This is a genomic window from Faecalibacterium prausnitzii (assembly GCF_003287405.1).
Taxonomy (GTDB): domain Bacteria; phylum Bacillota; class Clostridia; order Oscillospirales; family Ruminococcaceae; genus Faecalibacterium; species Faecalibacterium intestinale.
The window spans coordinates 37,008-50,442 of record NZ_PRLD01000005.1; the positions used below are offsets into that span (position 1 = coordinate 37,008).

A 13,435-nucleotide genomic window follows, 5' to 3' on the forward strand; every position below is an offset into this window, starting at 1 on the left:
GGAGTACCCCATGATACGAGTGCTGCATTCGGTCAGCAATATGGACCGCGGCGGGATCGAGACCATGCTGATGAACTACTACCGGCATATCGACCGCAGCAAGGTTCAGTTTGATTTTATCGTCAACAAGAAAAAGCCCGGCGACTACGACGATGAGATCCGCCGTCTGGGCGGTCATATCTACCAAAGCCCCGGGCTTGACCCGCTGCATTACCCGGCGTATCTGCGCTTTGTGCAGCAGACCGTGGCCGCAGACCCCCGCATCCGCATCCTGCACGCCCACAACGAGGCCATGGGGCTGTACGCCCTGAAGGGCGCGGAGAAGGCGGGGCTGCCCGTGCGCATTGCCCACGCCCATAATATCTGGATCGTCCGGGACTACAAGTGGCCGCTGAAGATGTTCTGCAAGCAGCTGCTGCCCGGCGCGGCCACCCACCTGTGGGCCTGCGGACGGGATGCGGGCATCTATTATTTTGGCAAGGCAGACTGGGAGCGCCGGGGACAGATCATTCCCAACGCCATCGAGCCGGAGACCTTCCGCTTCTCCCCCGCCGTCCGCGCCGAAATGCGGGCGCGCTACGGGCTGGAGGATCGGGTGGTGCTTGGCCATGTAGGGCGCTTTGACGTCCGCAAGAACCACGAACGTCTGCTGGAGATCTTTGCTGCCTTTTTGCAGCTGGAGCCCCGGGCAATGCTGGTACTCATCGGCACCGGCAGGCTGGAACCGGCTGTCCGCGCACAGGCGCAGGAACTGGGCATCACAGACCATATCCTGTTTGCCGGGCTGCAAAGCAATGTGGCAGACTGGTACCAGTTGATGGATCTCTTCGTCATGCCCTCCCGCTTCGAGGGTCTGCCGGTGGTGGGCATCGAGGCGCAGGCTGCCGGGCTGGGGTGCGTATTTTCGGACGCAGTGCCGGAGGAGGTGCTGCTTTCTGACCATGCCATCCAGATCCCGCTTTCTGCCAGCAATGCAGACTGGGCAGCTGGCTTGCAGCGGATGCTGCAACAGCCCTGCGACCGCTCTGCCGGTGCAGAACTGATCCGGCAGGCAGGCTACGATATCAACATCGCCGCCGCCCGCTTACAGCAGCAGTACCTGCAACTAAGCGGAGAGGCGTAAGTCACCTGCGGGAACACCCGCTACAAAAGGAGAACCCTTTTTCATGCGCACATTGGATCAGATCCTGACCAAAAAGGATTATAGCCGGAAAACACCGGCCTCTTTATTTTATAAGGACAGCCCGCTGTGGCAAAGGCTGCTGACCATCGGCTGCGTGGTCTTTTTGTCCTGTGCCGGGCTGGGGGAGTGGAAACCTATCAACAGTGCAGTGGGCGGTCTGCCCAAGGCCGTTGCGCTGGGGGTGATCGGGCTGGCGGTGCTGTACGCTCTGTTTTACCCGGACGAAAAGCGCTTCCGGGAGATCTGGAAGCCTACCCTGCTGTATATGTCCCTGATGGTGGCGTTGTTTTTCTGGTCGATAGTCATCTGGATCGAAAGCTTTGCTGCGGTGTCCTCCATGATCCGCAGCTGTTCTAAGCTTTTGTTCCAGAGCATTGCCATCCTTACTGCCGTGGCGCTGGTCTATCTGTTTCGGGAAAAGGCAATCGAACTGTTCACCATCAGCATCTGTATTACCAACACTGCCATCATGCTGATGAGCGTTCCCGGATATGGCGTTGCAGCCAGCCTCCAGTCTCTCATCACCTGTCTGGTCACCTTCGGCGATGCAGACGGCTACGCGCTGCAGCTGGAGATCCATGATCTGACCTTTGTGTTCGGACAGATGGTTTTGTATTATACCGTCTTTGCGCCCCATGACACTCAGCAGGAAAAACGCAAACGTCGGCGGTATCTGCTTGCCTGCTGCTGGTTTTTTCTGGTCGGTATGAAGCGCAGCGCCATTCCGGCAGTGCTCTTGTTTGTTCTGATTGCTTTGTTTTTCCGTAAGCGCAAGGTGCCCAGCTGGGTTTACCCGACAGTGGGCGGGTGCTGCATCCTGTTTTTTCTGGCATTTCTTTACTGTGTGCGTAATGGCATCATTTCAAGGCTTTTGAACAGTGTTGGCGTAGATATGATGGGACGGGACTACCTGTGGAGCATGGCAAACCCCTACTATGAATTATCCATTACCTATTTTGGCCATGGCTTTGAATATGTGGATACCATCATTAGCCAGTGGTACGATGCGGGACTTATCAACCAGCCCTTTCCTTTCCACAACGATATCCTGAAGGTCTTTGTAGAAATGGGCTTTCCGGGTTTTCTGCTCTGGTCCGGCATTCAATATATTCTGACCCCGCTGTTCTGGCAGCACTATGCAGACCAGCAGACCACACTGCTGTATCTGTGCGAACTGGGCTATATGACGGTGACCTATCTGACCGATAACACTGCCTTTTATTTCTGGAGCACGATGGCGTTGCGTCTGGTGACGCTTGCCTATGCAATGGAGCGCAAAAAGCCCCCGAAGCCCAAGGTGTGGATGCCGGACAGTCGGCAGGAGATGCGGGATCGCATCCATATTCTGATGCAGGAGGGCTGACAGAGATGACACAAACCACCAAACGTCTGGATCACATCGACATCGCCAAGGCCATTGGCCTGCTGCTGGTGATCTACGGTCATACCTTTCGGATGTCCATGCGTGCCGCACATCCATGGTGTGCGTTTTCTTATACCTTTGTTTACCGGTTCCACGTCCCGCTGCTGTTTCTGCTCTCCGGTATGGGCTGCACCCTGACCGCGCAGAAGAACCGCAGCTTTTCCGCCCGGCAGTTCGTGCGCAAAAAGGCGCACAGCCTGCTGTTGCCCTGGGGTATATATTCGGCTTTTTTGTACTTTTTGTTTTATCTGGCGAATCTAGTGCCGCCGGTGCGGGCGCTGCTGTCCGGCGGTGCATACCAGTTAAAACAGCCTGCGGAATATCTCTGGTTGGTGCTGCGCAACGAGAACCCCTATGGTTTTCATCTGTGGTATCTGCCTACGCTGTTCTGGTTTGTCCTCACGGCATGGCTGTTGGACAAAGCCTTGTCCCCGGCGGCAGCCCGGGCGGCAAAGCTGGTGCTGGTGGTAGCGCTGCCCGCGTGCTATCAGCTGCTTTTCACCGAATGGTTCTGGGCAGTGAAAAGTTATTTCCAGCAGGGTGCGTTTTTCTTTCTGGGCTGTGTGCTCCCGCGTGAAAAGGCCGAACAGCACGCAAAGCCGCTGATGCTTTTTGGCGCCTTGTGCGGTCTATGGGTGGTGTGGGGACTGCTGTTCCCCACTATGGTCTGGCCTGACGGCCTGCTTGCAGAGGCTGTGTGCACATGGGTGGACTATTTTAAGGTCAGCGGGTTCTGTGTGGGCATCTGGGCGGCGTGTGTGCTGTTGCAAAAGCCCCTGCGGCGGCTGGTTCCGCTGGGGCAGAACACCATGCTGTTCTATCTGTATCATCAGCCCTTTTGCTGCGCAGTGCCGGGGCTTGTGCTGTATGAAAAACTGGGCGTTTCTGCGGGAGGGACAGTTCTCGTCTGCGGTGCGGTCAGTCTGGTAATGCCGTACCTGTTCTGCCGTCTTGCCGGTCGGCTGCATCTGCGTCCGCTGCTGCGTCGGCTCGGCCTGCCGGGATAATCATTTCAAGGAGTTGGGATCATGCCCTGTATTACGTTTATAGTGCCCATTTATAATATGGAGCGCCTGCTGCCCCGGGCGCTGCGCTCACTGCGGGCGCAGACTTTGACCGACTTCGAGGCCATCCTCATCAACGATGGCTCCAAGGACGGCAGCGCCGCGCTGTGCGCACAGGCTGCTGCCGAGGATGCGCGGTTTCGCTTTATTGACCAGCCCAACGGCGGTGTAGCTGCTGCCCGCAACGCGGGTCTGGATGCCGCCCGGGGAGAGTATATCTTTTTTCTGGACCCGGACGACTGGGTGGAGCCGGACGCCGCAGAGGTGCTGTACCATATCGTCCGGGACGCGGATGCAGACTGTGTGGAGTTTGGGATGTTTTACGACATCTGCGATGAAAACGGAAAGCTGCTGCACTCTGAAACCGACCACTGTACCTTTTCCGGCGTGTACCGGGGCGAGCCCTTCAAGGAGCATTTCGACAAGATGGCGTCCTCGTATCTGGCTGCAAACAAAATGTACCGCAGAGCGTTTCTGGAACAGCACCATCTGCGCTTTCCTCCCCATCAGCTGGGAGAGGATGGAATGTTCTTCGTAGCATTCTATCGCCAGAACCCCGGCTGTCTGGTGGTGCTGGAAAAGCCGCTGTATCATTATGTTATCGCCCGGCGGGGCAGTCTGTCCAACCGCTACCACCCGGAACGGCTGGAAGATAACTTCTACCTGAGCGATGCGGTGTGGGACACCGTTGCCGCGTGGGGCTTGCTGGACAGCCCTATGCACCGCGCAAAGGCCAACTACTGCACCGTCCGCGACCTGATGATGGGGGTCAAGAACCTTGGCTGCAGCCCGCTTTCTCTTGCCGAGCAGACTGCTTGGCTGCGCAGTGCGCTGCAAAAGCCCCGGGTGCGCACAGCGGTGCGCAGCACCCCGCTGCACGCCATGCAGAGCCGGAACGACCGGGTAAAGCTGCTGCTGCTCAAGCTGCGGCTGTACCGCACGGTGCTGATGCTTTCGGGTGTAAATCAGCGCAAGAATACCTGAAGAGGAACGCAAAAATCCCCCCGCTGCCAAGCAGGCAGCGGGGGGATTTGTTACCGATTTAAATGAAAATCAGCGCTTAGTTCTGCTTCATGCGAGCGAAGCAGTCAGAGCAGTAGACCGGACGGTCCTCACGGGGCTGGAAGGGAACCTTGCAGGTCTTGCCGCAAGCTGCGCAGACAGCGTCGAACATCTGACGCTCGCCGCTGTTGCTGCGTGCGCCGCCGTTCTTGCGGGCGTCACGGCAGGGCTTGCAGCGCTGGGGCTGGTTCTCGAAGCCGCGAGAAGCGTAGAACTCCTGCTCGCCGGCAGTCCAAACAAATTCCTTACCGCAGTCCTTGCAGACCAGAGTCTTGTCTTCAAACATAGTAGTATCTCCTCTTTAGTTAGTTCTTGCCCACGGAAGGATTGTAACCATACCTTTGGTTTTGGGACCATCGCGCTGATCAGTAAGCTTACCAGGGGCTTGAATAGATAAACGCCCTCGGATTGAGGACTTTCCTATTGTACCGTTATTTTTGAGATTTGTCAACCAAAAAACAACCGTTCGCCCTTTTATTTGTACACATGGCACAAACCGACAGCATATATTTGGGTAAAATCACCGCCGGAAGATAGAAAAGCGGTATACTGCACAAGGTCAGCGCCCTCGCCCTCTCCGTCACGGCTTACGCCGTGCCACACTCCCCCTTTTGTCGCTGCGCGACATCTTCCCCCGGCCGGGGGAAGTCTTTCCTCAAAGGGAGAGGCCTTGGCAATGAGATGAAGTTTGCGTGGACTGCCAAAGGCTCTCCCTTTGGGAGAGCTGGCAATGCCGATAGGCATTGACTGAGAGGGCGAGGATGCTAAAGTAAAAACAGCTACAATAAAGAAACTGCCGATTTTCTGAAATATCAAAAAGGGGCTGCCGCACATTCTGTGCAGCAGCCCCTGCAAAGCCCTTTGGGAAAAGCTTACTTCTCTTCGATGACTTCCTTGGTGTCGCGGGCAATCATCAGCTCCTCGTCGGTAGCAATGACCAGCGTGCGCACCTTTGCGCCCCAAGCGGTGATCTCGCACACATCGCCAATGGGGTGCTTGTTCTTCTCGGTGTCGATGCGGATGCCCAGCCAATCCATGTGGTGGCAGATTTTTGCGCGGGCAATGGCATCGTGCTCGCCGATGCCGCCGGTAAAGACGATGGCATCCACGCCGCCCATGGCTGCAATGTAGCTGCCGATGGTCTTTTTGATCTGATAGTTCAGCATATCGGAAGCCAGCTGTGCGCGCTTGTTGCCGGCCTCGGCAGCCTCTTCCACGTCACGCTTGTCGCTGGAAACACCGGAGATGCCCAGCAGGCCGGACTTCTTGTTCAGGATCTCGTCCAGCTCGTGGCCGGTGATGTTCAGGGTGTACTTCAGGTAGTTGACCACAGAGGGGTCCAGATCGCCGCAGCGGGTGCCCATCATCAGGCCGGCCAGCGGGGTCATGCCCATGGAGGTATCCACCACCTTGCCCTGATCGACTGCGGCAATGGAAGAACCGTTGCCCAGATGGCAGGTGATCAGCTTCAGGCGCTCAATGGGCTCCTCCAGATACTCGGCTGCCTTGTGGGCAACGTACTTGTGGCTGGTGCCGTGGAAGCCATAGCGGCGCACGCCGTACTTCTCGTAGTACTCGTAGGGGATGGCGTACATATAAGCCTTCGGCGGCATGGTGCTGTGGAAAGCGGTGTCGAACACGGCTACCATGGGAATGTTGCCGAACACCTTGCGGGCGGCTTCGATACCCAGAATACCGGCGGGGTTGTGCAGGGGAGCCAGCGGGCTCAGCTCGCGCAGGGTGTTGATGACCTCATCGGTGATCAGGCAGCTGCTCTTGAACTTCTCGCCGCCGTGCACGACGCGGTGACCGATGGCGTCGATCTCGCTCACGTCATTGATGCACTTGCCTGCGCCGGTGGTCATCTTCTTCACGACCTCGGCAAAAGCCTCGGTGTGGGTGGGGAAAATCGCCGGGGTGGTAGCCTTGGTGCCGTTGGCCTCGTGAGTGATCATGCTGCTCTCCATGCCAATGCGCTCGCACAGGCCTTTGCACAGCACCTTCTCGCCGTCCATATCGATCAGCTGATACTTCAGGGAAGAAGAACCGCAGTTAATAACCAGAACTTTCATCTGTGTTGCCTCCTGAAAATTTTTGTACCGTCCGCAGCCTGAAAAACCTGCGGACAGAATTTTACAGATTCCTATGTTTATTATATAATAGGGATGGCGGCTTTTCAAGGCGCAACCCGGGCAAAGCGGTAAAACTTGTGTACAAGGTTTTTGTACATCCTGCCCACAAATCCCGGAGACGGCAGGAGTTTTCTGTATATCCGATATAAATTTAACAATCTTTTGGCGAAAAGGAGCAGTTCCATGAAGTTTGCAGGCATCATTGCGGAGTACGACCCCTTCCACAACGGCCACGCATGGCAGCTGGCGCAGGCGCGGGCACTGGGGGCGCAGCGGGTGGCTGTTGCCATGAGCTGCGGGCTTACCCAGCGGGGTGCGCTGCCGCTTTTGCCGGAGACGGTGCGGGTGCAGGCGGCGCTGGCCTGCGGGGCAGACCTTGTGTTTGCCCTGCCCGCGCCCTGCGCCTGCGCCGGTGCCGAGGCCTTTGCCCGGGCGGGCGTGCGCATTCTGGCCGCTGCCGGGTGCGACGCACTGATCTTTGGGGCAGAGACCCCGGACACCGCTCTGCTGCAAAAAGCCGCCCGGGTGCTGTGCAGCGAAGAATACCGCACCGCGCTCAGGCAGCAGCTTGCCGCCGGGGCACGCAGCTTTGCCGCTGCCCGGCAGGCGGCGGTGCAGACGCTGTGCCCGGGGTCGGACATTGCCGCCTTGCTGGACAAGCCCAACAATAATCTTGCCGTAGAGTATTGTAAAGCCATCATAGAACAAAATGTAGAAATGCAGCCCATCGCCCTGCCCCGGCAGGGCGCAGACCACGGGCAGGCGCTGACCGAAAGCGCTCACGCAGCCTTTGCCAGCGCCAGCGCTCTGCGGACGCTCTGGGCGGAGGGTGGCGCGGCGGCGCTGGCTCCTTATGTGCCGGAAAAGGCACTAAAATTGTATATACAAGCGGAATATGACGGAAAGTATACAGATTTTGCAGTCATGGGGCACTGCGAGCTGGCACTGCTGCGGGCTGCCTGCACAGAGCAAGCCCCCTTTGCCGCGGTGCGCGGGGTATCCGAGGGCTTGGAGCACCGGCTGGAAAACGCCGTGCGGGAGACAGCAAGCCTGCCCGCTTTGCTGGATGCCCTGACCACCGTGCGCTACCCCCGGGCACGGATGCGGCGGCTGGCGATGGATGCGGCGCTGGGCTACACCGCCCAGACCCCGGCGCTGCCGCCCTACCTGCACCTGCTGGGCGCGCACAAGGAAGCGCTGCCCCTGCTCGGAGAAACGGCGCTGCCGCTGTCCCACTCGCTGGCGCGGCTTGCGCGGGAAAACGAGCCCTGCGCCCAAATGGCTGCTGCTCAGAGCAGGGCCAGCGACCTTGGTGCGCTGTGCCGGGCAAAACCGGAGCCGATGGGCGGGATATATCGTCAAAAAATTATCTTTTTGACGAATTGACAAAAAATAACGTGAAAAATTTTATATTGTGCCCTCTTGTATCCGGCGCGGTTCGGGTGTATGATTAAAGCAATGCAATGTTGGATACAACAAACCTGTAAAAACGACTGTCCCCGCAGGGGAAACACAAGGAGGAACCCATGGCACTTCATGTTCTGGACGAAGCCAACCGCTGCCTCGGCTGCAAAAAGCCGATGTGTCAGGAGGGCTGCCCCATCCACACCAATATCCCGGAGGTCATCCGTCTGCTCAAGGCAAACCAGATGGACGCTGCGGGACGGATGCTGTTTGAAAACAACCCCCTGACCACTGTATGCAGTCTGGTGTGCAACCACGAAAAGCAGTGCGAGGGCCACTGCATCCGCAACCGGATGCCCAGCCACGACCCGGTGCACTTTTCCATCATCGAGGACTATATCTCTACCACCTACGCCAACAAGATGACCGCAGGCCCTGCCCCGAAAAACGGCATGAAGGCCGCTGTGGTGGGCTCCGGCCCGGCAGGCCTGACCATCGCCGTGCTGCTGGCGCGCTGGGGCTATGACGTGACTATCTTTGACGCCCGGGATAAGATCGGCGGCGTGATGCGCTACGGCATCCCCAACTACCGCCTGCCGGACAGCGTGCTGGACGATTTCCAGTACCGTCATCTGGAGCTGAAGGGCATCAAGGTGCGCCCCAACACCACCATCGGCAAGACCATCACCATCGATGACCTGTTCCGCGACGGCTACAAGAGCGTGTTCATCGGTGCCGGTCTGTGGAAGGCCAACGCCATGCACATCAAGGGCGAGAGCCTTGGCAACGTGGCCTTTGGCATCGACTATCTGGCAAACTCCAAGGCTTTCCGTCTGGGCGATGACGTGGCTGTCATTGGCGTGGGCAACTCCGCCATGGACTGCGCCCGCACTGCTATCCGCAACGGTGCCCGCCATGTTACCTGCTATGCCCGCCGGGACGAAAGCTGCATCAGCGCTTCCGAGTACGAGGTCAGCTACGCCAAGCTGGAGGGCGTGGGCTTCCGCTTCTGCAAGGCACCGGTGGAGATCCGGGAAAACGGTCTGATCTGCCGCGACACCGTCAAGGGCGAGGACGGCAAGTTCACGCAGGTGGAGGGCAGCGAGACTTTGTACCCCCACACCGGCGTCATCGTGTCGGTCAGTCAGGGCTCTGAGAGCAACCTCGTCAAGACCACGACCGGCATCGAGACCAACCAGAAGGGTCTGCTGAGCGTCAGCGAGGACGGCCGTACCACTCGCGAGGGCGTGTTTGCCGGCGGCGACGCCGTCATGGGCGCACGCACCGTGGTGGAGGCTGTGGCCGTTGCCAAGAAGGTGGCTGTCGCCATGGATGAGTATATGAAGAGCCTGCCCGCCGACACTGCTGCCGACCCCTATGCCGGCATCCCGGTGTTCCAGACCCCTACCTCTGACGTGCTGGGCAAGCAGCAGCTGTAATATCTTCCTATAAAAAAGGGACTTGGAAACGCCGCAGGCGTTTCCAAGTCCCTTTTATCTTATAACATTACCCGCAGGGTGAATTGTCCGTCCTTTGCGGCAAAGCTGGTCAGGCCGCCGTACCGCTCTGAGATGGCGCAGATGCTGCGCACCCCAAGCCCGTGGCCGGGCTGGTCGGTGACCGGGATGCCATCCCGGAGCTGCACGTCCGGCAGACAGCTGTTGGTGATCTGCAAAAACAGCTTGTGGCCTTTTTCGTGCCCGGAGGTCTCGATAAAGGCTTCGTGCCCGGCTTCGCGGCAGCGCACGGCGGCGTGCAGGGCGTTTTCCAGTGCGTTGGAAAGCAGCACGCACAGATCGCTCTCCGAGACGGCCGGCTTTTGCGAGATGCCTGCCTGCACCGTGAACTGTACCCCGGCCTTGGCGGCGCGGTCTGCAAAGGCAGAAAAGATGAGATTCGCCGCTTCGTTCTCGCAGTAGACGGTCACCTTGCCGGCCTCGATCTCGCTGCACACGCTGCGGATGTAGCCCAGCGCCTGCTCGGTGCGGCCATTCTCGATGCAGCCTGCCAGAAACTGCATATGGTGGCGCAGGTCGTGGCGGTAGGTGCTGGCGCGCTGCTGGGAAAGGCGCAGTGCTTCGATCTCGCGCATGGCCTGCGTGACCTGCAAGTTCAGGCTGGTCTGCAGCTGCTCCATCTGGATGCGCTGCCGCTCCACCCGGGAGGCGCGCAAAATAGAGCACAAAAAGGCTGCGCAGCACACAAAGAACATGAACTCCACCGCCGCCGGGTTTGCACCGGACAAAAGGCTGGTGTAGACACGGGTGATGTAATCAAAGAGATAACCCACCAGCGGCACGATGCCAAACTGGCACTGCACGGAAGCCGGGTAGCGGGAAAGCTGCCGCATGGAGGGGGCAAGGAACCGGATGAACAGCAACAGCAACGGCAGGGTGAACAGCAGCTCAGCCACCGGCTGCACCAGCGGATGCTGCGGGAAGAACAGCGCCACGGCCAGCGCCGCCCAGCGCCGCACCTGACAGCACAGGTAGGCCGTGAGCACCGCCACCAGCGGCCAGACCTTCTGTCCGCTGAACAGCACCAGCACGACATACAGCGGCAGGTGGGTGATGAGGGGGTAAAGGTACTGGGCAGCCGTGGGACTGGTGCCAAAGTAGAAGATGCCCTGCAGTGCCAGCAGCCCGGCGGTGCAGCCCGCCAGCGCCCAGCGCTTTTTGCCCGTCCAGCGGATGGGGCAGAACGCCGCACTGAGCAGGATACCGAAAATGCCTACTGCTGCACCGTCCAGCACTTCCGGCAGAATGCCCGGGGCGGTCACAGGACGACCTTCTTTCCCGCAAAGGCGTATTCCAGATACTGATCCCGCACGGCGGTAAAGCGCCCGTGGGGCAGCGGCACCTCGGCAAGGCTTTCCATGGTGATGCTCTTAGCGGTGATGTTCTGGATGTACTCCATGTTTACCAGATAGGAGCGGTGCGGGCGCAGAAAGCCCGGGTAATCTGCCAGCTGCCGTGCCAGCTCGTCCATGCTGCCGCTGCTCTCGATGACGGTGCCGTCCAGCAGATGGAATACCAGCGTGCGCCCCTGCACCTCGCAGTATTCCAGACTGTCCAGTGTAATGCGGGTCACGCCGCTTTTGCAGCGCAGGATCAGGCTGTGCTGGGTGCGCTTGCGGCACTCGGCCAAAACGGCATCAGTAAGGCGGAAAAGCTGTCCTTCCAGATGGGCTTGAGCTGGTAGTAGTATGCGCCTACCACATAGGACTGTACGGCAAATTCCGAAGAAGAGGTCACAAAGATGATCTGCACCGCCGTGTCGTACTGGCGGATCTCCCGCGCGGCATTGATGCCGTTGATGCCGGGCATAAGCACATCCAAAAACAGCACGTCAAAGCGTACCCCGGCTTCGATATCTGCCAGAAGCTCCATGGGTTTTGTATAGGAAAACAGCTCCAGCTGCACACCCCGCAGGGCACGGTACTGCTCCAGAAAATCCTGCATCTGATGCAGCAGGGCGGCATCGTCATCACAGAAAGCGATCCGGGTCATAGCAAAGAAATCCTTTCTGAACAAAAATCTACCCTTTAACGATACCACATCTGCGCCGTTTCGTCACGTCTTTTTCGCAAATTTACCTTTTGTTATAGGTGGGGTTTCACAAATCCTTTCCCGTGAAAATGGGACACCGGAGCGTCCGCAGACGCTCCGGTGTCCCGAAATTATAAATAATCTTTCCGCTTGTTTTTTAGTACGAGCTCAGCCCAAGGCTTACGTCCAGCGCCTGATCCACCCGCTTCTGGTCGGCGGCGGTGATCTGCCCGGCGCGCTCCCGCAGGCGGTGCTTATCCAGCGTGCGGATCTGTTCCAGCAGCACCACGCTGTCCTTGGCAAGGCCGGTGTCCGCCGCCCGGATGTTGATGTGGGTGGGCAGGCGGGTCTTGTCCAGCCGGGATGTAATGGCTGCCGCGATCACAGTGGGGCTGTGCCGGTTGCCGATCTCGTTCTGTACGATCAGCACCGGGCGCACACCGCCCTGCTCCGAGCCCACCACCGGCGAAAGATCGGCGTAGAAAACTTCTCCTCTGTGTACCTCCATGGAATCTCCCTCCTGTTTGTCTGGAGGATGTGCCCCGCTATGTGATGCGTCCGGCGCATCCTGTCTGCTCTCAGTATGCGCAGACCGGGTGCGGCTTATGCAGTGCGGGGGCGATATTCCATTGTATGCACAAAGGGCGGTCAGCTTTCCTCTTCCAGCGTGCAGAAGGCCAGCGCCATGCCGCCCTCGTGGCTTAAGGAAAGCCGGGCGCGCAGCCGGTGCTGCGCCACCCATGCGGCGGTCTGCCCGCTGAAGCGGTAGGCCGGGGCACCGTTTTCCTGCCGGACGGTCTCGATCTCCCGCAGAGAAAAAGGCTCCCGCAGGCCGGTGCCTGCCGCCTTGAGAAAGGCTTCCTTGGCGGCAAAATCTGCGGCGGCGCTGGCAAGGCGGTGGGCGTTCAGCGGCGCAGCAGAGCCTTCCAAAAGCCCCAGCGCCGCCTGCTCAGCCGGGCCGTACACCCGGCGCACAAAGGCTGCTGCGTGGGCAGAGGAAAGGCTTTTTTCCAGATGGGAAAGGCTGCACAGGTCGCAGCCGATGCCGTAAAGCATACAAAGGCTCCTTTCGCGGGCAGAATGCCGCCCGGACATCGTTCATCTTGCCGGAACATTGCTGGAAATTTTGTACAGGATGTGCAAATCCGGCGTAATTATCTTGAAGTTTCGGCGCATTTCGTGTACAATGAGACTAGTTTCAACCGAAGGGGGTGTATTGCGTGGGAGACGCAACCGCGATTTTCTCCATCCACGATAAAAAGGACTATGAGATCCACGAGATCGTACAGCAGGTGTACGATGCTTTGAAGGAAAAAGGCTATAACCCGGTCAATCAGCTGGTGGGCTACATTTTGTCCGAAGACCCTACCTACATTACGACCTATAAGAATGCCCGTGCTATGATCCGCAAGGTGGATCGTGACGACCTGCTGCAGGCTATGCTGCGCAGCTACCTCAACGTGTAATACGGTCCTTTTCAGCCCCGCTGTCTGCATAAGACGGCGGGCTTTTTTATTGCAGATGCAGTTTTCCTCTGCGACCCCACCCGTGAAAATGTGTTTGGAGCACTCCTCAGAGTGCGACAAACACGAAATTATAAATATGATTTCCGCTGAATA

Annotated in this window: 14 protein-coding genes; 7 read left to right on the top strand and 7 right to left on the bottom strand. The window is 58.6% G+C overall.

The annotated features are described in order from the left end of the window. Window positions 1-10: 10 nt before the first annotated feature. From C4N24_RS06355 to C4N24_RS06370, 4 genes are read left to right on the top strand one after another with little or no spacing between them, the layout of a single operon-like run. Window positions 11-1,123 carry a glycosyltransferase family 1 protein gene (locus C4N24_RS06355; protein WP_112090749.1) on the top strand — a complete coding sequence of 371 codons (1,113 nt, stop codon included), beginning with the start codon at window positions 11-13 and terminating at the stop codon, window positions 1,121-1,123. Between the two features lie 43 nt (window positions 1,124-1,166). Continuing rightward, entirely contained in the window at window positions 1,167-2,546 is a 1,380-nt protein-coding gene (locus C4N24_RS06360) for an O-antigen ligase family protein (RefSeq protein WP_112090750.1), read from the top strand. Window positions 2,547-2,551: 5 nt separating this feature from the next. Beyond that, the gene (locus C4N24_RS06365) at window positions 2,552-3,613 is read left to right on the top strand and encodes an acyltransferase family protein (protein WP_112090751.1); all 1,062 of its coding nucleotides are present in this window, start codon (window positions 2,552-2,554) and stop codon (window positions 3,611-3,613) included. Window positions 3,614-3,634: 21 nt separating this feature from the next. Then, complete coding sequence (locus C4N24_RS06370) at window positions 3,635-4,654, top strand: glycosyltransferase family 2 protein (protein WP_112090752.1); 1,020 nt, start codon at window positions 3,635-3,637, stop codon at window positions 4,652-4,654. A 76-nt stretch (window positions 4,655-4,730) separates the two neighbouring features. Here C4N24_RS06370 and C4N24_RS06375 read toward each other — a convergent pair whose 3' ends face one another. Further along, entirely contained in the window at window positions 4,731-5,018 is a 288-nt protein-coding gene (locus tag C4N24_RS06375) for a zinc-ribbon domain containing protein (RefSeq protein WP_112090753.1), read from the bottom strand. Between the two features lie 586 nt (window positions 5,019-5,604). Continuing rightward, window positions 5,605-6,804 (bottom strand): acetate/propionate family kinase, encoded by a 1,200-nt coding sequence (locus tag C4N24_RS06380; protein WP_112090754.1) that lies wholly within the window; start codon window positions 6,802-6,804, stop codon window positions 5,605-5,607. A gap of 243 nt (window positions 6,805-7,047) precedes the next feature. Here C4N24_RS06380 and C4N24_RS06385 point away from each other — a divergent pair, with 243 nt between their 5' ends. Both C4N24_RS06385 and C4N24_RS06390 read left to right on the top strand, forming a co-directional pair. Then, window positions 7,048-8,250, top strand: coding sequence for a nucleotidyltransferase family protein (locus tag C4N24_RS06385; protein WP_112090755.1), 1,203 nt, complete (start codon window positions 7,048-7,050; stop codon window positions 8,248-8,250). Between the two features lie 140 nt (window positions 8,251-8,390). Then, on the top strand, window positions 8,391-9,707 hold the full coding sequence (locus C4N24_RS06390) for an NAD(P)-dependent oxidoreductase (protein ID WP_112090756.1): 1,317 nt from the start codon (window positions 8,391-8,393) through the stop codon (window positions 9,705-9,707). Window positions 9,708-9,766: 59 nt separating this feature from the next. Here C4N24_RS06390 and C4N24_RS06395 read toward each other — a convergent pair whose 3' ends face one another. The 5 genes from C4N24_RS06395 to C4N24_RS06410 all read right to left on the bottom strand — a co-directional run bounded on the left by C4N24_RS06395 (window position 9,767) and on the right by C4N24_RS06410 (window position 12,872). Then, on the bottom strand, window positions 9,767-11,047 hold the full coding sequence (locus tag C4N24_RS06395; RefSeq protein WP_242983199.1) for a sensor histidine kinase: 1,281 nt from the start codon (window positions 11,045-11,047) through the stop codon (window positions 9,767-9,769). Next, window positions 11,044-11,415: a LytR/AlgR family response regulator transcription factor gene (locus C4N24_RS15630; protein WP_242983200.1), complete on the bottom strand. Its 372-nt coding sequence runs from the start codon at window positions 11,413-11,415 to the stop codon at window positions 11,044-11,046. Before C4N24_RS15630 ends, C4N24_RS06395 begins: the two co-directional genes overlap by 4 nt. After that, a complete protein-coding gene (locus tag C4N24_RS15635) occupies window positions 11,379-11,777 on the bottom strand; it encodes a LytR/AlgR family response regulator transcription factor (RefSeq protein WP_242983201.1) in 399 nt (132 codons plus the stop codon). Before C4N24_RS15635 ends, C4N24_RS15630 begins: the two co-directional genes overlap by 37 nt. A 196-nt stretch (window positions 11,778-11,973) precedes the next feature. Further along, entirely contained in the window at window positions 11,974-12,324 is a 351-nt protein-coding gene (locus C4N24_RS06405) for a type II toxin-antitoxin system PemK/MazF family toxin (RefSeq protein ID WP_005921241.1), read from the bottom strand. Between the two features lie 140 nt (window positions 12,325-12,464). Next, window positions 12,465-12,872, bottom strand: coding sequence for a holo-ACP synthase (locus C4N24_RS06410; protein ID WP_112090757.1), 408 nt, complete (start codon window positions 12,870-12,872; stop codon window positions 12,465-12,467). Between the two features lie 164 nt (window positions 12,873-13,036). Here C4N24_RS06410 and C4N24_RS06415 point away from each other — a divergent pair, with 164 nt between their 5' ends. Beyond that, window positions 13,037-13,282 carry an IreB family regulatory phosphoprotein gene (locus C4N24_RS06415; protein WP_005921243.1) on the top strand — a complete coding sequence of 82 codons (246 nt, stop codon included), beginning with the start codon at window positions 13,037-13,039 and terminating at the stop codon, window positions 13,280-13,282. The last annotated feature ends 153 nt before the right edge of the window (window positions 13,283-13,435 follow it).